Origin of the sequence: Solirubrobacter soli DSM 22325 (assembly GCF_000423665.1) — a bacterium.
Taxonomy (GTDB): Bacteria; Actinomycetota; Thermoleophilia; order Solirubrobacterales; family Solirubrobacteraceae; genus Solirubrobacter; species Solirubrobacter soli.
This window is the reverse complement of sequence record NZ_AUIK01000001.1, coordinates 420,701-441,317: the sequence shown is the minus strand read 5'-3', so window position 1 is coordinate 441,317 and position 20,617 is coordinate 420,701. Positions and strand designations below refer to the sequence as shown.

Annotated in this window: 15 protein-coding genes; 9 read left to right on the top strand and 6 right to left on the bottom strand. The window is 70.7% G+C overall.

The window, feature by feature from the left end; all coding sequences use genetic code 11:
- Positions 1 to 11: 11 nt before the first annotated feature.
- The gene (locus G569_RS57055) at positions 12 to 848 is read left to right on the top strand and encodes a lysophospholipid acyltransferase family protein (RefSeq protein WP_053225714.1); all 837 of its coding nucleotides are present in this window, start codon (positions 12 to 14) and stop codon (positions 846 to 848) included.
- Between the two features lie 3 nt (positions 849 to 851).
- Here G569_RS57055 and G569_RS0102135 read toward each other — a convergent pair whose 3' ends face one another.
- A complete protein-coding gene (locus G569_RS0102135) occupies positions 852 to 1,613 on the bottom strand; it encodes an SGNH/GDSL hydrolase family protein (protein WP_028062188.1) in 762 nt (253 codons plus the stop codon).
- Here G569_RS0102135 and G569_RS44880 point away from each other — a divergent pair.
- The 4 genes from G569_RS44880 (at position 1,612) to G569_RS0102115 (ending at position 10,292) form a co-directional block, all read left to right on the top strand.
- The gene (locus G569_RS44880; RefSeq protein WP_306764987.1) at positions 1,612 to 3,021 is read left to right on the top strand and encodes an FAD-binding oxidoreductase; all 1,410 of its coding nucleotides are present in this window, start codon (positions 1,612 to 1,614) and stop codon (positions 3,019 to 3,021) included. The two genes, G569_RS0102135 and G569_RS44880, sit on opposite strands and share 2 nt — an antisense overlap.
- Before the next feature lie 67 nt (positions 3,022 to 3,088).
- Positions 3,089 to 3,874: a hypothetical protein gene (locus G569_RS0102125; protein ID WP_028062187.1), complete on the top strand. Its 786-nt coding sequence runs from the start codon at positions 3,089 to 3,091 to the stop codon at positions 3,872 to 3,874.
- Positions 3,871 to 8,667 (top strand): hypothetical protein, encoded by a 4,797-nt coding sequence (locus G569_RS0102120; protein ID WP_028062186.1) that lies wholly within the window; start codon positions 3,871 to 3,873, stop codon positions 8,665 to 8,667. Before G569_RS0102125 ends, G569_RS0102120 begins: the two co-directional genes overlap by 4 nt.
- Positions 8,667 to 10,292, top strand: coding sequence for a phosphotransferase family protein (locus G569_RS0102115; protein WP_028062185.1), 1,626 nt, complete (start codon positions 8,667 to 8,669; stop codon positions 10,290 to 10,292). Before G569_RS0102120 ends, G569_RS0102115 begins: the two co-directional genes overlap by 1 nt.
- Here the strand turns inward: G569_RS0102115 and G569_RS57050 are convergent.
- Positions 10,285 to 10,995 (bottom strand): L,D-transpeptidase, encoded by a 711-nt coding sequence (locus G569_RS57050; protein WP_169542050.1) that lies wholly within the window; start codon positions 10,993 to 10,995, stop codon positions 10,285 to 10,287. The genes G569_RS0102115 and G569_RS57050 overlap by 8 nt on opposite strands.
- Before the next feature lies 1 nt (position 10,996).
- Positions 10,997 to 12,115 (bottom strand): Ig-like domain-containing protein, encoded by a 1,119-nt coding sequence (locus tag G569_RS0102105; RefSeq protein WP_157591762.1) that lies wholly within the window; start codon positions 12,113 to 12,115, stop codon positions 10,997 to 10,999.
- 370 nt (positions 12,116 to 12,485) lie between these two features.
- On the opposite strand from G569_RS0102105, the gene G569_RS0102100 reads away from it, so the two are divergent.
- The 4 genes from G569_RS0102100 to G569_RS0102085 are packed head-to-tail and all read left to right on the top strand — an operon-like array spanning position 12,486 to position 15,972.
- A complete protein-coding gene (locus G569_RS0102100) occupies positions 12,486 to 13,772 on the top strand; it encodes an O-acetylhomoserine aminocarboxypropyltransferase/cysteine synthase family protein (RefSeq protein ID WP_028062183.1) in 1,287 nt (428 codons plus the stop codon).
- Entirely contained in the window at positions 13,769 to 14,254 is a 486-nt protein-coding gene (locus G569_RS0102095) for a CoA-binding protein (protein WP_028062182.1), read from the top strand. Before G569_RS0102100 ends, G569_RS0102095 begins: the two co-directional genes overlap by 4 nt.
- A complete protein-coding gene (gene metX / locus G569_RS0102090; RefSeq protein WP_037494199.1) occupies positions 14,247 to 15,224 on the top strand; it encodes a homoserine O-acetyltransferase MetX in 978 nt (325 codons plus the stop codon). The genes G569_RS0102095 and metX overlap by 8 nt, the downstream gene beginning before the upstream one ends.
- Positions 15,225 to 15,240: 16 nt before the next feature.
- Positions 15,241 to 15,972 carry an alpha/beta hydrolase family protein gene (locus G569_RS0102085; protein ID WP_028062180.1) on the top strand — a complete coding sequence of 244 codons (732 nt, stop codon included), beginning with the start codon at positions 15,241 to 15,243 and terminating at the stop codon, positions 15,970 to 15,972.
- 109 nt (positions 15,973 to 16,081) lie between these two features.
- On the opposite strand, the gene G569_RS65865 is transcribed toward G569_RS0102085, so the two are convergent.
- From G569_RS65865 to G569_RS0102070, 3 genes are read right to left on the bottom strand one after another with little or no spacing between them, the layout of a single operon-like run.
- The gene (locus G569_RS65865; RefSeq protein ID WP_157591761.1) at positions 16,082 to 17,269 is read right to left on the bottom strand and encodes a methyl-accepting chemotaxis protein; all 1,188 of its coding nucleotides are present in this window, start codon (positions 17,267 to 17,269) and stop codon (positions 16,082 to 16,084) included.
- A 51-nt stretch (positions 17,270 to 17,320) separates the two neighbouring features.
- On the bottom strand, positions 17,321 to 19,837 hold the full coding sequence (locus tag G569_RS57045; protein WP_169542049.1) for an ATP-binding protein: 2,517 nt from the start codon (positions 19,835 to 19,837) through the stop codon (positions 17,321 to 17,323).
- Positions 19,834 to 20,553: a response regulator transcription factor gene (locus G569_RS0102070; protein ID WP_053225710.1), complete on the bottom strand. Its 720-nt coding sequence runs from the start codon at positions 20,551 to 20,553 to the stop codon at positions 19,834 to 19,836. The genes G569_RS57045 and G569_RS0102070 overlap by 4 nt, the downstream gene beginning before the upstream one ends.
- Between the last annotated feature and the right edge of the window lie 64 nt (positions 20,554 to 20,617).

The window sequence follows — 20,617 nt, the reverse complement described above, 5'->3', positions numbered from 1 at the left end:
TTCACGCGCCAATGGCGATGACGAACGAGAAGGCGCACGAGCTCTCCCGTAGGCGGGGCACATCGAAGTTGATCTACGGCACCGCGCGGGTCGTGCTCACGCCGATCGCGGGCGTCTGGTACCGGCTCAAGGTGACCGGCGACGAGTACGTGCCCAAAGAGGGCCCGGCGATCATCGCCCCGAACCACAAGAGCTTCTACGACTCGTTCTTCATCGGTCTCGCGACCAGGCGCCACCTGCACTTCATGGCCAAGACCGAGCTCTTCGAGGGCAAGTCGGCGCGGCTGCTGTGCGGGCTCGGCGCCTTCCCGGTGCGCCGCGGCGAGGCCGACCCGGAGGCGTTGGAGACCGCCCGCCTGCATCTGGAGCGGGGGCGCGTGCTGGCGCTGTTCCCGGAAGGCACGCGCCACCGCGACCCCGAGCAGCTGCGTGCGCCGCGCAAGGGCGCGGGCCGGCTGGCGATCGAGGCGCAGGCGCCGATCGTCCCGTGCGCCATCACCGGCACCGAGAAGCTCTTCAACGGCTGGTTCCCGCGGCCGGTGAAGGTGCAAGTGTCCTTCGCGCCCGCGATCCAGCCGTCCCAGCTCGAGGCGACGCCCGAGGCGGCCGCCGACCTGATCGAGAACCAGGTGTGGCCCGAGGTGGAGCGTGAGTTCGCCCGCCTGAAGGCCAACCCGGGCCTGCTCGCCGCGATCCTCGCCGCGATCGGCGCGGGCGCCGCGGGCGGCGGTGTCGCGTACAACAAGTCGCACAGGAAGAAGCCCAAGCGCAAGGTCGTCGTGCGCAAGGTCAAGCTCGCCGCCAAGCGGCGGGGCAAGAAGAAGGGCAAGAGCCCCTTTCGGCGCTGACGATCAGCGGCGAACCGGTTCGAGCTCCGGCCGCTTCGGCACGCGCCCGTCGCCGGAGGAGCGGCCGCGGAGCCGCCGGATCAACCAGGGCGTGAAGTAGCGGCCGAACCAGACCGCGTGGGAGCGGCGGGAGCGGCGCGTCAGGGGAGAGGGGAACGCGGTCGTCCAGGACATGTCGGTGTCGGGCAGCCCGACCGCGTGGGCGGCGGCCTGCGCGATCCGGCGGTGGCCCTCCGGGTTGGCGTGCAGCCGGTCCTCGTTCCAGAGGCGGCGGTCGGAGGAGACCTCGTGGCGGTCGAGCTCGACGATGAACGTGCCGCGGCGGGCGGCGATCTCGCGGATCGCGTCGTTCATCCGCACCAGCCGCGCCGCGGCGGTCTTGGCCAGCGGGTTGATCGGCACGGGGTCCGGGAGCGTGAAGAGGAGCACGTCGGCGCCGGCGTCGCGCAGCCGGGCGACCATGCCGTCGAGCTCGCCGATGACCGCGGCGATGTCGACGTTGCGGCGCAGCATGTCGTTCAGGCCGGCCAGGACCGACACGAGGTCGGGCTCGAGCGCCAAGGCGGGCTCGAGCTGCGTCTCGCGCACCTGTGACGCGAGCTTGCCGCGCACGGCGAGGTTCGCGTAGCGCAGCTCTGGCTCGACCGCGGCGAGCAGCTCCGCGAAGCGGTCCGCCCAGCCGCGGAACCCGCTCCCGTCTGGCAGCGGATCCATCAGTCCCTCGGTGGTGCTGTCCCCGAGGGCGACGAAGCGCCGGTAGGTCATCCATTCACGCTACCGTCGCGGCCTGAGTTCCGGGAGTGAAACTGTTCACACGGGGAGGGTCACGCGGCGCACGCTGCTCGTCGCGACCGCCGCGCTGCTCGCCGGGGCCGAGTCCGCGCAGGCGAAGCGCCTCACCCCGAAGCAGGCGCGGGCCCTGCGGGCGGCGACCCGCGGCCGCGTCCTGACGCCCGGCGACCGGGGCTACGACGCCGCGCGCGTCGTCTTCAACCGCCGCTTCGACGGCGTCAAGCCGCCCGCCGTCCTCGTCGCCAAGGACAGCGACGACGTCCGCGCCGTGGTCAGGTGGGCCGACCGGTACGGGATCGGCCTCGTCTCACGCTCCGGCGGCCACGGCTACAACGGCGACTCGACCAGCAACTCGGCCGTGGTCGTCGACCTGCGCAACCTCGACCGGATCGCGTACGGCGACGGCAAGGCGACGATCGGCCCCGGCGCGCGCCTCGGCGACGTGTACGCCCGGCTCGCCGCCAAGGGTGTGACGATCCCCGCAGGCAGTTGCCCGACGGTGGCCGTCGGCGGCCTCGTGCTCGGCGGCGGGATGGGGCTGGCCGGCCGCGCGTTCGGGCTCACGCTCGATCGCGTGACGAGCTTCGACGTCGTCACCGCCGACGGCGTGCGCCGGCGCGTCGAGCACGACGACGACCTGTTCTGGGCGCTGCGCGGTGGCGGCGGGAGCTTCGGGATCGTCACCGCGATCCGCTTCAGGACCCGCCGCGTGAGCACGGCCTCCTTCTTCCGCGTCACCTACCCGCGCGGCGCGCGCGACGAGGCGCTGCACGACTGGGAGGCCTTCGCGCCGACCGCCCCGAGCGCGCTCACCGCGATCCTCACCCTCGATGCCAACGGTGCGAGCGCCTTCGGCCAGTACCTGGGCTCGCCGCAGGCGCTGGCCAAGCTGATCGCCCCGCTGCAGGGCGCGCCCACCGTGGGCAGCGCCGACTACCTCACGGTCCAGCGCCGGTGGGCGGGCGCCAAGCCGCAGCGCTCCAGCTTCGCCGCCTCGTCCCTCTACGTCACCAAGAGGTTGAGCACGCGGGGTCGCACGGCCTTCCTCGCCGCCGCCGACACCGGCGCGACGCTGATCCTCGACGCCTACGGTGGCGCCGTCAACCGGCCGCACCGCACGGACACCGCGTTCCCGCACCGCGACGCCCGCTTCAGCGCGCAGGTCCTCAGCTACGCGGCGATTCCACTCGCCAAGTCCCGGGTCAAGCGCGCGCGGGCGGCGATCGCCCCGTACGGCAGCGGCGCCTACGCCAACTACGCGGACCCCGACCTCGGCAACGCCCTGCGCGCCTACTACGGCGCGAACCTGCCGCGGCTGCGCCGGGTCAAGGAGGAGGTCGACCCGGCGAACCGCTTCCGCCCCGCTCAGGGCATTCGCTGAACGCGAGGTCGCCCCTGAATGCGAGGTTGCCGTGGCGCTGTCAGGGAGTCGCCAGTAGAGTCGCGCCATGAAGCTCCTCTTCGGGACGCTGCGGCGCGAGCTCCTCGCGGGCTGGGCCGGAAAGGTCTTCGGCGGCATCTTCACCTTCGGCGGCGCCCTCTCCGTCATCGGGCTCGTCGCCAACAACAACATCGATCCCACGATCAAGTGGATCATCTTCGGCATCACGGTCACGGCGCTCGTGTTGCGCGTCTTCTGGGTGTGCGCGGCGATCGCGGAACGCAAGCGGCTGGGTGGTGACGCGGTCGCGCGCGCCGCGGGCCTCCGCGAAGGCGCGGAGCTGCTGCGGTCGCTGCGCAAGAGCCTCAGCGGCCAGGGCGAGTTCGACGAGTGGATGACCCAACGGCTGCGAAAGGTCGCCGAATTGATCGACCCGGACAAGCAGCATCACCCGGCGATCGTGGTCTGGCGCGAGGACGGGCGCCGCTACGCGGTCGGCTGGCATCACGATCCGCGCGACATGATCGGGAAGATCGATGTCACCACGCTCGGGCACGTCGGCGCTGTGTGGGGCAACGGCCGCAGCGAACGCGTGGACGACCCACTGGCCAAGTTCGAAGGCGCGGACAACCGCGGCGACCTCTGGCAGCTGAGCCAGCTGAGCTTCACCGGGATCGCCTCGGCGGCGGTCCGCTTCGAGAAGCGCACCGTCGCCGTGGTCTCCGTGCTGACACGTGACGGGCAGCCCGGAGCGTACGAAGAGGCGGCGGTGATCGCGCTCGCCAACGCGGTGAGCGCGGCGTGGCGGATCCGCGAGCTCGAGCAAGCCCAGGCAACCGCGTCACCCTCTTGAACGACGAGCGACACAGCCGCCGCCGGCCGATCACCGCCCTGCGGGTGGAGGATCACCCGGTCCCGGTGTGGCACACCAAACGCGCGCTCGTGCCCGCCGAGCTCGAGTCGTGGCTGCGGCGTCCGCACCGGGTCTTCAAGGACGGCGCGTGGAGCGCGGAGGTCCGCGAGAAGGGCCTGTTCTTCGATGTGTCCCGCATCGAGTGGGTCGAGCTCAGCGCCGTGGTCAGGACCGCGCTGCTGATCGAGCGTGCCCTCCGCGACGAGGTCCCCGTCCTGCTCGCGCTTCCCCTGGGGCGTGAACGCCGCGCGGAAGCGCACTTCGCAAGCGCCGACAGCCCACTGCCGGAACGCAAGCGGCGTGTGCTGCTCCAGCGCTCGGCCAGACGCGCCGCGGCGAAGGACTACCTGCAGCGGTGGCTGAACTTCCCCGGCGTCCTCCTGTCGGGCCATCTCGAAGGAGCGCCGCTCCGGATCGTCGACGACTACGACTCGAGCGCCGACGCGCCGCTTCCCGCGACGCCGCCCAGGGTCCCCAGCTTCGAGACCAGCCTCCCCAAGCAGCACGGACGCGCGACGAGCATCGTTGCGCTCCAGTGGTTGCGACCGACCGAGAAGGACGACATCGACGCGGTCGGGGAGCACCTCGTCCAGGTCCTGGATCTCCACAACCGGGGCATCGGGAGCCGGTTCGACGCGGGTGCGCTCTCGCGGGTGGTACTGCACGAGCTCATCGACAACGCGGTGCGCCACTCGGACGCCGACTTCGCGCTCGTCGCGGCCTTCGCACACCCGCCTTCACTGCAGCTCCCCGCAAACGAGTACCCGCCGTGTGAGCGCGGATTCGCGGAGTGGATCTCGCGCTCGGAGCGCCGTGGCGTCGAGATCGTGGTCGGCGACTCGGGGCGCGGGATTCCCGCCACGCTCGGCGCGTCATACGAGGCCGCGATCCGCTCCGACGCTCGCGTTCCGCGCCTGAAGGCCGGGCGGTCGGCGAGCGTGCTGGCGTGGGCGTTCGACCGGCGGTCGACGAGCGTCGCCGGCCCGCGCGAGGGCACGCGCGGGCTCTATCGGGTCGACCGCGTGATCAAGCGTCATGCCGGGCTCGTGACGGTCCGTGCCGAGGATCAGCTGGTCGGCTACGACCATGGCGGGTTGTCGCACGACGTCCTGATGGTCGAGGACGAGCTCCGGCTCGCCGAGGTCCCGGGCACCGTGCTCCGCGCGCACCTCGCCGCGCTTCCCGACACGCTTCCGCATCGCGCCGGGCAGGAGCCGCCTGGCGAGCTGCGCTTCGAGTACGGCTCGGTGACCGTCGAGGGCGACCAGGTCCTGATCGACGGCCGGCCCTTGAGAGCACAGGGCGGCGATGGCAACACGTGCCGCGTCCTCGTTCCGAGCGAGCCGCTCGACGACGCGGGCTTCAGGCACCTCTTCGAGGCCCTGTCGCGGGCGCGGGACCCGGACCTCGCCGTCGTGGCGGGGGTGCCGAACTTCGCCGTCGCCCGTGGGGCGTGCCACGCCCTCAACGCGTGGGTGGCCGACCGGCGCATGAACCTCGAGGAGGCCGCGGACGAGGACGAGGACGTGCTCGATCCGGTGCTCGTGATCGGCGAGGACGTCAACGACTTCGCGTGGACGGGCACGACCCCGGTGACCGCCAAGCTCCTGACACGGCTCGTCGGTGCATCCGGCGCCCTGCTCACCCACAGCGAGATCGAGCGGATCATTCCGGACGCGGAAACGCGCAGCGAGGTCCGGATGACGCTCCGTCGCGACGGCGTCGCGCGGCTGGTCACCGCCGGCATCGAGCTCAGGCTGCACATCCGCGCGATCGAGGACGGCATCGCGGACCGCTTCACCGCGAGGATCCGGCAGCAGGTCGAAGGCTTCGAAGGCGAGCGGATCAGGATCACGCCGTCCCTCGCCATGGTCAGAGGCTGGATCAGCGTGCGAAAGGCGCTCGAGCGCCCGGCCGACGTGGCGTTGGCGGCGCTGGCGCTCGCGTCGCGTGCGCAGCGGGCGATCCAGGCGCAAGGACCCCCGACGCTCCTGCTGGCCGACAGCGCGGTCGAGCCGGCGACGTTGAAGGCGGTCGCCACGGCGATGCGGGCAGGGCGCCGGAACGTGATCCCGGGCGAGGTCGGGGCCGATGGCGTACAGGGCGTCGGCGTCGCGCACCCCTCGGACCAGGTCGTCATCTACGCGGACCTCGTGGCGAGCGGCGAGTCGGTCCGGCGGTGCATGTCACAGGTGATGCGCGATGGCGCGACACCGGTCGCGGTCGCGTGCCTGCTCGACTCGCGCCCGGAACCGGACCGCAAGGTCGAGCTCTGGGGTGTGAGCATCCCGGTCATCTCGCTCGGGAAGATCTCGGCCGCCGACTCCCCTCGCGAGGGCGAGAAGCCGATCTTCGTCGATGCCACGAACTGCGAAGAACGCGAGGCGCCGCCCTTCGAGGGCTACGCCATCAAGCCGAAGGACCTGATGGCGATCGCCGCCGACGCGCGCGCCATCCATTTCGGTCACGTCGGAGGAAGCTCAGGACGGCACTACACGCTTTACGTCTCGCCCAACGCGCTGCTCGGGGTGCCAGAGCTCGTCGAGCGCTACGTCACGTCGGTCACAGAATGGGCGGCCGAGAGCGAGCTGAAGGACCCGAGGATCGAGCTCTGGCATCCGACTCCGGAGCCGCGGTCTTCGCAGCCCGCCGCCGCGCTCGTGCAGCTCGTGCGCGACGCGCGACCCGAGATCGCGTCGCAGACGATCCCGCGGCAACCCGTGTGGGGCGGGTGGAAGTTCCCGCCCGCGGTCCCGTCGGTTGCTCCCGGCACGGAGGTGGTGGTCGTCGACTGGGGCGCGCTCGAGGGCCGGACGATCACCGAGATGATGCGCCTCGCGGCGGAGGCCGGTGCAGCGCGGGTGCTCGCTTGCGTCTGCCTGAGCCAGTTGTCGCCGGAGCAGGAATGGCAGCTGCGTTCCGTGCGGCAGATCGAGGTGCAGGTGGAAGTGCCGGGGATCGAGCCGCAGGCGCAGCTGTTCGGAGCGGACGGATCGCCGCCGAGGCGGCGGCTCGTGTCCAGGACCGTGCCAGTCGAGGTCCGCTTCACGAGCACGATCGGTGTGCGCGCGTACACGCCGTCCGAGTGCCCGGTCTGCATGAAGGGCCGGCACCTCGGCATGCAGATCATGCCGACCGACGATCTGGTCGCGTACGCCCACGACCAACGCGACCAGCGGCTGCGCTTGATGACCCGCGAGGAGCTGTCCAGCGAGCCGGACGTCGAACACGTGCGCTCACCGCTCCCCGGGGAGCGGACGGTCGAGATGATCCGGCTGCGCGACATGCTGGACGCCGCGCTGCGCTCGACCCGCCGGCGCCATGAGCTGGCCGAGCTCCTCGACCGCCTCGCGCCGAGGGAACCCCGCGCGCGGGACCTGATGCGGCTGCTCGACGCCGAAGGACAGTGGCTGCGCCGCCCGCCGCTGGTGTTCGCGAGGTTGCGCGACCGGCTCGCGTTCCTCGCCATACGGATTTCGCTCGACCACCACACCGAGCCCGAAGACCGTGTCAGCGCCATCAACGTACTCCGAACGAGCTCGAAGCAGTTCTTCGCCGACTACGGGCCGGACATCTTCCGCCAGTGTCACGACGACGACGGCGCGACGATGGCGTTGATGCACGGGTTCCTGACGTACAGTGAGCGCCCGTATCTCCGCGCCGAGGGCGCTTGGACGCCGCTCGTCTACGCGCTCGAACGCATCGACGAGGACGTCCGCGATGCGACGGTGCCGCGTTCGAGCAAGGGTGTCCGGGAAGCTCGCGTGCTTCTCGATCGTGCCAAGCTCCGGCTTGGCGTCGCGCGGCTGACCAGCTACACGCTCGCCGAGACCTGGAAAGTGCTCTCTCAGCACTTCGGCCCGCTGTATCACCGGCACGGCGAGGAAGGACCGATCCGGCGGCTCGCGCAGGACGCACAGCACGACGTGCCGACCAACACCGAGGATCTCCACCCGCTGACGTGGAAGGACGGGGTGATCATCGATTGGGACCGCGTGGCGCGCTTCCTCCGCGACGACCTGCTCCCGCCGCTCAAGCGTCTGCGCCCGGTCTTCGCCACGGACGCCGCGAGCGAGGTGCTGGGCGAGCATGCGGCACGCTTCCGGCACCTCCTGGACGAGAAGCGAGGGGTCGCCGAGTGGCCGATCGCCGAGCTGATCGAGCGCATCCGCTATTCGAGCGAGCCGATCAGCGACACGGACTGGAAGGTCTTCTCCGACGAGTTCCTCTGGCTCTTCGAGGTCCTGCTGCGCGCCACGGTGCCCGAGAGCGTCGTGCCGTCGTCGCGGCTGGTGCGGTTCCTCGAGAGCGCGCCGTCGTCGCTGGAGAGCTTCGGTCGCGAAGCGCTGGCGCGCGCCCGGAAGAGCTCGATGATCGTGCGCGAAGGAGACTGGGAACTACGGGAGGGGGTCAACGTGTTCTTTCCACGAGAGCGCTTGCGCGAATTGGCGCAGGAGCTCGTGGCCAACGTCGAGGAGCACTGGCGCGGCCGCGGCGGGCGCCAAGGCGTGCCGCCCGCGACGATCTGGATGGATTCACGCGTCGGCGGCCCGGACGTGTCGATCACCTTGAGGAACACCGAGACCGAGCCGAGCGCGAGGCCCGGCACTCTGCTCGAGACCTACGAGCGCGAGCTGGCGGCGTTCGGGGGCCGGCTCGAGCACCGCCACGTCTCGGGCTCGACCGACGGCACGACGTTCAGCGTGACGGTCACGTTTCAGAGGGCTGCCTGATGCCGAAGACCCGTGGGCTGTACATCGACGACATCGAGCAGGAGCGGCTGCGCGGTGTCGGCCGCCGCCTCAAACGTGCCTTCGCCGCTGAGTATCCACACGCCGAGCTCGAGCTGAAGGATCTCGACTTCGACGCCGCCGAGAAGCTGCTCGAGGACAAGTCGGTCCAGTTCGACCTCGTCGTGGTCGACATCCTCGAGAAGGACAACAAAGCAGGGCGCGAAGTACGGCGCGGCTGGGAGATCTGCGAGCTGCTCCGTGGCCGTGGCGCGGCGTTGATCGCGATCTCGACGGTGCCCGGCGAACTGGCGCCACACCTCGCGCACGGTGTGTCCGTGACGCTCCAGAAGGGCTATCTCTTCTCCGACGACGCCAACGACATGTACCTGCGCTCGGCGCTCGTCCAGGCATTCAACTTCGCGAGGATCTGGCCGCGCACCGCCCGCGACATCGAGCTCGAGTACGACCCTCTCAACCTCGCGCTGCAGGCGGCGGTGTCGCAGGTCGGAGAGGACAACCTGCGCGAGCTCGTGGCCCGCCTGGCCAGCGCGACGCCGGCGAAGATCACGGTCGAGCTCGTGCGCCCGGGGCTCTCCGGAGCGGTCGTGTTCAACTGCTACTGCCACGTGCCCGACGGCCTGTCGGAGCAGTTCCTCCTGAAGGCGTCCCGCGATGCGTCGAGGGCCACACAAGAGCTCATGGCGTGGAAGCGGCGCGGCAATCCGCAGCTGCCGGCGCTCGCCTCGCAGGATCTCGCCGACATCGACGGGTGGTTCGGGATCGCCATCGACTTCCAGCACGGGGAGACGCTCACGGACTGGCTGGCGGGCCCGGAGTGTCCGCCGTCTCCGCACGATGTCACGCAGGCGCTCCGTCAGCTCGCGACCGGGCTGGCGAGCCAGTACGAGAAGCAGACCGGCGACTTTCCGCTGCGCGCGGTCGCGGCCATGGCCGAAAGCACGTTGACGATCGGACGCCAAGCTCGCATCATGCTCGCGCTCGAGGAGATGCGACCGTTGATCGAGCACAAGCTTCCGGACTACGTGGACCGGCTCGACGCCATCGAGCCGTTCTTCCGCCATCGGATCGTCGCCGGTGTGGGCGAGGAGAAGATGCCGCCGGCGTCGACGATGGCGCTGGCCCACGGCGACCTGCACGGCCGCAACCTGCTCGTCCATGAGGGCGGGCTGCGGTTGCTCGATCCCGCGGACATGGTGCTCGCGCACCCGGCGATGGACTGGGCGCGCCTGCGCGTCGACGTGCTCCTGATGGGCCTGGCGACGAGCGCCGACTGCCACGACTGGGGCCTGCTCGACGCCTGGTTGCGCGCGGCCGTCGCCGTGATCGATGAGCGCCCGGTCGCCGCCGAGCTCGACGCGTCGGTGCTGCCGGCCCCGTGCGCGACCGCACTCGACTGGCTCACCGAGGAACACGGCGTGTTCTTCAAGAAGCTCCAGAACGGGTCGCCGAGCAAATGGGAGCGGCAGGTCGCCGTCGCGGTGGAGTTCCTGCGCGCGACGCCGCGCAGCGTCATCTTGTCGATGCCATTGCGCGTGCTCGCGCTCGCGGCGGGGGTCGAGGCGCTCGAGCGCGCGGCCTCGACCCTGCGTTCCGGCGTCAGGTGATCGTGATCGGGGTGCCGACCTCGACGAGCTTGTCGAGCCTCTTGATGTCGGCGTTCTTCATCCGCACGCAGCCGTGCGAGATCTTGCCCGGGATCAGGTCGGGCAACGAGGTGCCGTGGATGCCGACGATGCCACCGCCCGGCCAGTCGGTCAGCTGGTCCGACGTGGCGCTGGTGACGTAGGCGATCGGTCCGTAGAACGGGTCGCCGAAGTTCGTCAGCTTGGCGCGGATGTAGAACTGGCCCTTCGGCGTCGGCCATTGCGGCTGCCCGACACCGACGGGCGCGCTGAACACCCGCTTGCCCTTCTTGATCACGGTGACCTTGTAGGTCTTGGTCGACACCTTGATCCAGCTGTCGACCGGCTGCAGCTCGCTGAGCGCGTTCTCCTGGACCCAGCCCGTCGTGTTGTTGGGCCGGATCGGCAGGCGCACCTTCAGCCACACGCGGTCCTTGCTGTCGGTCGTCCGGGCGATCACGAGGACCAGGTCGTCGGTCCCCTCACCGGTCTTCAAGCGCAGCTTGCCGACGGTCTTGGCCGACGTCTTCGGCTGGGACTTCGCGCCCACCGCCTTCTCGACGAAGGCGTAGTAGGACTCCTTGCCCAGCTTGTTCAGGTTCTCGATCTTCGCCGCACGCGCCGGCGCCGCCGCGATCAGAGCGATCGCGACGGCGCCGAGAACGACGGAGTTGGTCTTCAGCACGTCAGCCGGTGACGCGTGGCGCCCGCTGCGCCACGACACGCCGCGCCGGCTTGACCGACAATCTCTCGACATCTGAGCATTCTGCCGCCTGGATGCTGGCCGTGCCCGACTTGGTCGGCCGCACCCGGAAGGTCGCGAGGCCGTTCTTGTCGGCGGTGGCGGTGACCTTCTTGCCACCGGGCAGCGTCAGCGTCACCTTCGTGCCGGCATCGACGTTGCGCACGCGGACGCGGATCGTGTTCAACTGTCCCGCCCGCACTGTTGTGGCGTTCGCGCGGGCCAGGGTGCACGGCGCCTTGGTGGTCGACTGCGGCTTGACCGCGACCTGCGGCGGCGGTGCCGTCAGCGTCACCTTCCAGTTGGCCTCGTCGCAGACCTTCGGCATCGGCCCGCCGTTGAGGATCAACTCACCGCACGCGGTGACCGTGTTCGGGTACTCACCTGGGGACGGGTGGGTCATCGAGCAGGTGTAGACCCAGACCTCGGCGGGTTGGAGCCGGTTGTCGCCGTCGTCACCCGAAACCGGGCCGACCACGTTCGGGCACAGGCTGTCGCTGACGGTGACGTTGTCGAGTGTCAGCGGTGGATTGGTGCGGTTGTAGACGCGGAAGGTGTACGTCACGTTCGCCGGTGCCTGGCCGTTGACGATCGAGCCCTCTTTGGTGACCTCGATGCCAGGCGTCGGGATCAGCGTGCCGATCGACTTGTCGGCGTTGAAGGGGCTGAGGACCGGCGTGTCATGGAGCCGGCCGTTGACGACGTACGTCTTGGCCTCCAGTCGTGAGACGCCCGGGTTGGCGTTGACCGTGTACGCGTATGGCCCGTAGCGCCTGGTCGGGAACTGCGCCGGCAGGTCGAGGTTCGTGTCCACCCGCTGCAGGAGTCCGGTCGACGTGCCGTCCGGCGCCGGGAACTGGATCCAGACCGTCACGTTCGACACGCGGCACGCCGAGCCACCGACGTTGGCGATGTCGACGTAGTAGTTGATGACGTCGCCGTTCTTGACGTACGTCTTGTCCCGGATGATGTCCAACGTCATCCGGTTGGCATTGCAGCCGCCCGGGTCCTGCGCCGAAGCGGGAGCAGCAGCGCTCAGCGCTCCAACCAGAGCCGCCAGCATCGCCAAGAGTGTCCTTACCTTCATGTCTCTCCCGCCCGTAATTCCGTTGCGAACCGGAAGCTATACAGAGGAACAGTGTCGCTTTGCAGACGGTGTCCGCGCGAAGTCAGTCCGATTTATGGTGTAAAGCCACGGCGCACGATGCACCGGAACGATCACCCCAACTACCTGCAACCGGGCTTTCGCGGGAGGATGTCTACGCGCTGACCTTCTCGGGGCGGTTCGGAAGGTGCTTACTGTCCCACGGATCCCTCGCGGGTCGCCACTTCCACCTCCCCCACCGGGGTGAACGGGTAGCGGAAACCGCGTCACCGCAGTAGACGCGCCGAAAAACCCAGATCTGGCGGACGGGCCAGTACCGTCATGGCCCATGAGTGACCCTGAGGACCGGGATTGGGGAATGCGCACGCGCGCGATCCACGCCGGCGCGCGCCCTGACCCGACCACGGGAGCGCGCGCGGTACCCATCTACCAGACGACCTCGTTCGTGTTCGAGAACACCGAGGACGCCGCCGACCTGTTCGCGCTGCAGAAGTACGGGAACATCTACACGCGCGTCGGCAACCCGACGGTCGCCGCGTTCGAGGAGCGGATCGCTTCACTCGAAGGTGGCATCGGCGCCGTCGCCACCGGATCGGGCCAAGCGGCCGAGACGCTGCTCTTCACGCAGCTGTGCGACGCGGGCGATCACATCGTCTCCTCCAGCGCCCTCTACGGCGGCACCTACACGCTGCTCAATGTCACGCTGCGCCGGCTCGGCATCGAGACGACGTTCGTCGCGCCCGACGACCCCGCCGCCTTCGCCGCCGCGGTCCAGCCCGGGCGCACGAAGCTCGTCTACACCGAGATCGTCGCCAACCCGGCGGGCACGGTGGCCGACCTGGAGGCGCTCGCGAAGGTCGCGCACGACGCGGGCGTCCCGCTCGCGGTCGACTCCACGTTGGCTTCGCCGTACCTGTGCCGCCCGATGGACTTCGGCGCCGACATCGTCGTCCACTCGGCGACCAAGTACCTCGGCGGGCACGGCACGTCGATCGCGGGCGCGATCGTGGACTCCGGCCGCTTCCCGTGGGACAACGGGAACTTCCCGGTCATGACCGAGCCGGTGGCGACGTACGGCAACCTGCGTTACTGGGACAACTTCGGCGAGTACGGCTTCGCGACCAAGCTGCGCGTCGAGGGCCTGCGCAACCTCGGCGGGGTGCTGTCGCCTTTCAACGCGTTCCTGATCCTGCAGGGGATGGAGACGCTGCCGCTGCGGATGGAGGCGCACGTCGCCAACGCGCAGCGCGTCGCCGAGTGGCTGGACGCGGACCCGCGCGTGAGCTGGGTGCGCTACGCCGGGCTGCCGAGCGACCCGAACCACGCGCTCGCGCAGAAGTACCTGCCGAAGGGCCCGGGGGCGGTGTTCTCGTTCGGCGTCGAGGGCGGGCGCGAGGCGGGCGAGCGCTTCATCGGCGACGTCGAGCTGTGCTCGCACCTGGCCAACGTGGGCGACACGCGCACGCTGGTCATCCATCCGGCCTCGACCACGCACCGGCAGCTCTCCACGGACGCGCTCGAGGCCGCGGGCGTGCTGCCGGAGCTCGTCCGTCTGAGCATCGGCATCGAGGACGTCGACGACATCATCTACGACCTCGACAAGGCACTCGGATGACGACCACGTGGGAGCCGCCGGGCGCGACCAAGCGCCGCAACATCCTGCGCCGCGCGCGGACGATCGCCGTCGTCGGCGCGTCGGCCAACCCCGCGCGGGCGTCGAACTTCGTCCTCACCTACCTGCTGTCCTCGAGCGCCGACTACGAGGTCTGGCCGGTCACGCCCAACGAGACCGAGATCCTGGGCGTCAAGTGCTACCCGTCGCTGGCGGACCTGCCCGGTCCGCCGGACATCGTCGACGTGTTCCGCCGCGCGGATCAGCTCCCCGGCGTCGCCCGTGAGGCGGTCGCGGCGGGTGCGGGCACGCTCTGGATGCAGCTCGGGCTGCACTCGGACGAGGCGGTCGAGATCGCCCACGGCGCAGGGTTGAACGTCGTCTCCAACCGCTGCGTGAAGATCGAACATGCACGTTTCCACGGCGGCCTGCACCTCGCGGGCTTCGACACCGGTGTCATCTCTTCACGACGCACCCGTGGTTGAGACGCTCAGCCTCGACGAGGGGTTGACGTTCGAGAGCGGCGCGCACGTCGCGCCGCTCGAGATCGCGTTCGCGCGCTACGGGAACCCAGCGGACCCGGTGGTCTACATCTCCCACGCGCTGACCGGGGATGCCGAGGCCGCCGTGTGGTGGGACACGCTGATCGGGCCGGGCAAGGCGGTCGACACCGATCGCTTCCACGTGATCTGCGCCAACATCCTCGGCGGGTGCAAGGGGACGACCGGGCCGACGTCGATCGACCCGGCCACGGGCGAGCGCTACGGCCTGGACTTCCCGCTGTTCACGATCCGCGACATGGCCGAGGTGCACCGGCGGCTGCTGCGCGAGCTGGGTGTGACGAAGGTGCACGCCGCGGTGGGCGGGTCGCTCGGGGGGATGCAGATCCTGCAGTGGGCGCTCGATCACCCGGACGAGATCGAGCGCGCCGTGCTGGTGTGCGCGACGGCGCGGCTCACGGCGGGCAACATCGCGTTCAGCAAAGTCGCCCGCCACGCGATCCTCACCCACGACGCGATGGACGTCGCGCGGATGATGGCCCACATCACCTACGTGTCGGAGGAGTCGCTGCGGCGCAAGTTCAGCCGCAACCGGCGCCCGCCGGCGAACGGCATGACGCTCGCGTCGGACTTCGAGGTCGAGCACTACCTCGACCATCAGGCGAAGATCTTCCTCGAGCGCTTCGACCCGCACTCGTACCTGTACCTGTCGCGGGTGATGGATTACTACGACCCGTTCGCGGAGGACGTCACCGCGCCTGACACGACGTTCACGCTCGTGTCGTTCGACTCCGACTGGCGCTTCGGCACCGAGCACTCGCTGTACATGCTCGAGCAGCTGCGCGCACTGGGGGCGGACGTGACGCACCACGAGGTCGAATCCCCGTGGGGACACGACTCGTTCCTGATGGACGTCCCCGACTACCACAGGTTGGTGTATCAGGCGCTGCGGTGACGGCTCTGACAGGTGTATGCCTGCCACGGAGCTGTGCGTCATCCATCCCGGGGCGCTGTCCGCGTCCTGCTGGGCGCGGCTCGCCTCGCACCTGCCCGCCGGGACGCCGGTCAAGGTGCTCGAGCTCGAGACCGTCAACCGCTTCTGGGCGGCCGACCCGACGCTGACGGTCTCCTCGCTCGCCGAGCGGCTGCGCGGTCGGTTGGGCACGACCCGCGCGCCGCGCGTGCTCGTGGGCTGGGGCGTCGGTGGCGCCGTCGCCGACGCGCTGGCCGCGCCCGCCCGGCGGGTCGTCCTCCTCGACGCGCCCGCCCCCGGCGCGGAGGAACCGGACGAGGCCGCGCGGTTGCGCTCCTTCGCCATGTACGTCGGCGCGCGCAAGGGCCTGACCGTGACGCCGTCCGAGCTGACGCTGGACGGCATCCGCGAGGCCGCGATCGCCGTCGGCGCCCTCCGCGCCGACACCGCACCCGCCGCGGTCGAGCGCTGCTTCGAAGAGCACTCCACCCGCGTCCTGCGCGACCACCGCCTGATCGCCGGCCACACCCCGTCGGGCACACCGCTGACCGTCGTCAAAGCCTCCGCCTCACTCCTCCCCGAGAGCTCGGCGCTCGGCTGGGACCGCTACGGCCCGGTCGAGCGCCTCGGCAGCGGCGGCGACCACTACTCGATGCTCACCGACCACGGCGCCGCCGCCCACCTCGCCATGCTCCTCCGCCGCTGGCTCATGCCCGCCTACGCAACCTAAACACCACATAAAGGGTCAGACTCCTTAGGTGGGGTTTAGGTTGCGCCACGGCGCAGCGCCGTCGATGAACCTAACGGCGAGATAAGGGGTCAGACCCTTTATGTGGGGTTTAGACGGCGAACTCGGCGACGAGGCGGTTGAGCTCGGTCGCGAGGCGGGCGAGCTCGTCGCTCGTGGAAGCGACCTGCTGGGTGGAGGCGCTGGACTGCTGGGCGGAGGCGGCGACCTGCTGCGTGGCGGCGCTCGTGTCGCCCGCGACCGTGGAGACCTGGACGGTGACGCCGGCGACGCGGTCGACGCAGCCCGAGACGTCGTCGATGCTCTGGGCGAGGCCGTCGAAGGCGGCGCGGGTCTCGACCACGGTCTTGGACGCGGTCTCGGCGAGCTTGCGCACCTCGTCGGCGACGACCGCGAATCCGCGGCCCGCCTCGCCCGCGCGGGCGGCTTCGATCGCGGCGTTCAAAGCGAGCAGGTTCGTCTGCTCGGCGACCTTGGCGATCTCGCCCGTCAGGCGGACGCCGGTCTTGGCCACCTCTCGCGCCTTCTCGGCCATCTCGACCGCCTCGTGGGCGGCGCCGCGGGTGGAGTTGACGAGCTCGACCTGACGCTCGGCGCCGTGGGCGACCTCGCCGACGGCGATCGCGATCTCGCCCATCGCCGCGCCGGTCTGCTGCGCGCTCGAGGACAGCTCCTGCGAGGAGGCCTCGACCTGGGAGGCGAGCGCGCCGATCTCGTTGACCATGCCGCCGACGCGGTCGTGCAGGCGGCCGCGCATCGCGTTGTAGCTCTCCAGCCCGCCCTGGGCCATCGACAGCATGCGGTTGAAGGTCTCCCCGAGCTGGCCGATGCTCTCGCCCGCGATCGGGGTCGTCACCGGGTGGGCGTCGACCGTGAGGTCGCCCTCGGCGACGGCGGCCAGGCCGGTCCCGAGGCCGGTCAGGCAGTGGTCGGTCAGGCTGACGAGGCGCGGCTGGAGATCGTGCAGGACGGAGTGGTCTCCGAGCGCGACGCGCAGGTCCTCGCGCATCGCGTTGTAGTCGCCGATCGCCGACTGGGCGACGTCGAGCATGCTGTTGAAGAGCTTCACCAGCTCCTGCACCGTGGGGTCGTCCGAGACGGCGTCGATCGGCGACGTGACCGGGGTGACGGCGACGGTGAGGTCGGAGCCGTTGATCGCGCGCAGTCCACCGGCCAGGTCCGTCAGGCAATTGTCGTGCAGGCTGGTCAGACGGTCCTTGAGCTGAGCAACGACCGGATCATCGGCGAGGGTCGGGACGGCATCACGCTTGCGGAGCATCTTCATGCTCCAGGTATCGGAACCGGACCTCAAGGTCCGGTCGACGCACTGTCAAGAAGTGCTCAAGCGTGCGGCGAGCGCGCGATCGGCGTGCGCGGCGGCGACGAGCGAAGGGCCGAGCTCGGCCATCCGACCCGCTCGCGCGGCGGTCTCGACGACCTGCAGCCGCGCCGCGAGGCGCGCGATCCCGAAGCCGGCGCTCGGGGAGCGCAACGCGTGCGCGGCCTCCCGCAGCGTCTCCGGGGCGGTCGCCGCGCGCAGCTTCTCGAGCCGCTCCGGCAGGCTGTCCCGGTACACGTGGAGCATCTGGTCGACCAGCGCGCGGCCGCCGAGGCTCTCGGCGAGCTCGTCGAGCAGCCCGTCGTCGATCACCGGCGCGATCCGGCGCTCGAGCTCCTCGCGCAGCGCCGGCAGCGTGACCGGCTTGGCGATATGCCCGTCCATGCCGGCGGCGCGGCAGCGCTCGACGTCCTCGGCGGCGGTATCGGCGGTCAGCGCGAGGATCGGGATGTTCGGGTCGCGATCACGGATCGCGGCCGCCGCGTCGAACCCGCCCATGACCGGCATGCGCAGGTCGAGCAGGATCGCGTCGTAGGCCGTGTCGATCGCCGCGCCCACCGCGGCCTTCCCGTCCGGGACGAGCGTCGGCTGCGCGCCCAGCCGCTCGAGCTGCATGCCGATCAACCTGCGCAGCGCCGCGTCGTCCTCCGCGACGAGCACGCGGCTCGCCGACAACGTGTTCGTGACCCGCGCCGCCGCGACGGGCCTGAGCTCGCCCTGCTCGAGCGGCAGCTCGAGCGTGAACGCGGACCCCGTGCCGAGCTCTGACATCACCGTGACATCGCCGCCCATCGCGCGGGCGAGGCGGCGGGCGATCGAGAGCCCGAGCCCGGTTCCCGCCCACGCGCGCGTGTGGTTGCGCGTCCACGGCTCGAACAGCCGCTGCAGGTCCTCCTCGGCGATCCCGCGGCCGGTGTCGGAGACGGTGATCAGCACGCGGTCGTCGTCGATGCGGGCGCCGATGCGCGCGTGGCCGGACTCCGTGTACTTGACCGCGTTGGATGCGAGGTTGAGCACGATCTGGCGCACCCGCGCCGGGTCGCCGCGCAGCGCGTCCGGGACCTCCGGGTCGACCTCGACCAGCAGCTCGAGCGGGCGGCCGCGCAGGCTCGGGCGCAGGACGCCGGCGATCGAGGTCAGCAGGCGCCGCGGGTCGTAGTCCTCGGACTCGGGCTGCGCACGGCCGGCCTCCGCGCGGGTGACATCGAGCGTGTCGCGGACCAGCCCGCCCAGCGCCTGCGCGGCATCGGCGATCACGACCGCGAGCTCGCGCTCGGCGTCCGGCAACCCGGAGTTGCAGAGCAGTTCGGCGGCTCCCGCGATGCCCGAGAGCGGCGTCTTGATCTCGTGGCTCATCGTGGCGAGGAACTGCTGCTGCTCCTCGTCGGCGAGCTTGAGATGCGTGATGTCGCGGAACGACCACAGCCGCCCCGCCGCGCCCTCCTCGCCGAGCGGGACATGGTCGTAGCTGATCCGGCGCCCGTCGGCGCAGTCGATCGACACGAAGCGCACGGTCTCGCCGGTCTTGGCGACCTCCCGCAGTCGCGCGACGTCGCGCTCGGGCTCGGCGAGGATGCGCTCCATCGCGGTCATGATCACGTTAGTGTCGCGGCCGATCAGCTCCTCCGGGCGCTCGTCCAGGTCCAGCAGCGAGCAGGCCTGCTCGTTGACGACCGCGATGTGCCCGGTCTGGTCGAGCATCAGGATCCCGTAGGGCGCGCCGGCGACGAGCGCCTTGAGCTGCTCGCCGAGGCGGCGGCCGGCGTCCTCGGCGGCGCGGGTGCGGGTGACGTCGCGGCCGATGATCTCGACCGCGATCGCGGTCCCACCGCGGAAGCGCAGCGTCGCCTGGCCCTCGACCCACACCCACGTGCCGTCGGCCTTGCGCAGGCGCACCTCGATGATCCCGGTGCGCGGCTCGTCGGGCCCGGCGTCGCCGATCGCGGCGCGCAGCACGGGGACGTCGAGCGGGTGGGTGAGGGCGCGCCACAGCCGGCCGATCACCTCGTCCTGGCGCAGGCCGAGCGTGGCGCTGAAGCTCGGGCTGGCGTACTCGATCAGCCCGTGCGCGTCGAACATCCACACCAGGTCGGGGGAGTCGTCGACCAGCGTGGCGATCCGCGCGCTCGCGCGGGCCTTGGCCTCGGCCTCGCTGATCGGCGTGTAGACGCTGATGATCGTCCCGTCCGGGCGCGGCGCCGAGCGGGCGGCGACCCACACGTGACCGCCGTCGGCGTGCGGGATGCCGAACTCCTGGTCGACGCGGGACTTGGCGCGCTCGACCCGCGCGGCGGGGAGCTGCTCGGGCGGGATCGTGCCGCCGCCCGGCGCGAGCAGCGCGCTCGGGTCCGACGGCTGGCCGATCAGCGCATCGACCGGCGCGCCGATCAGCCGCGCCATCGCCTCATTGGCGTTCAGGACCACGCCGTGCGGGTCCCAGATGAGGATGCCCTCCTCGAGGGCTTCGGGCAGCGCGAGCGGGGGCGCCGCCAACGCTGTCCGGTTCACCGACCGGCGCCCATCCGGTACCCGACGCCGCGCACGGTGCACACGAAGTCGGGCGAGCGCGGGTCGTCGGCGAGCTTGCGGCGCAGGTTGGAGATGTGGACGTCGACGAGGTGGTCGTCGCCGAACCAGTTCTCGCCCCACACGCGCTCGAGCAGCTGGGCGCGGCTGAAGGCGACGCGCGGCTCGGCGGTGAGCGTGTCGAGCAGGTCGAACTCGATGCGGGTGAGGTCGAGGACCGCGCCGTCGAGCTTGGCCTCGCGGGCCGGGGCGTCGACCGTCAGACCGCCGAACGTGCGCAGGATCTCGTCCGCGGTGGTCGCAACCTGGCTCCGCGCGCTGCTGTTCGCGCGCCGCAGCACGGCCTTCACGCGGCCGACGAGCTCGGCGACGCTGAACGGCTTCGTGACGTAGTCGTCAGCGCCCGCCTCGAAGCCGACGACCTTGTCGAGCTCGGTGTCCTGCGCGGTGAGCATCAGGACGTGGGCGTCGGAGAACTCGCGCACCCGCCGGCAGACCTCGACGCCGTCGATGTCGGGCAGGCCGAGGTCGAGGACGATCAGGTCGAGTGGATTGAGGGAGGCCGCTTTGACGGCGGCCTCCCCGTCCTCGGCCTGGGCGACGTCGAAGCCCTGCTGCACGAGCAGGGCGCTGACGAGCATCCGGTTCTCCGGGGCGTCGTCGACGACAAGGGCGCGGGGTGCGGTGGTGCCGGGCATGATCGACCCGGGTGATCGGCAGGTCGCCGCGGATTTGCACCGGATAGAACTTCGGTGTGCTCCT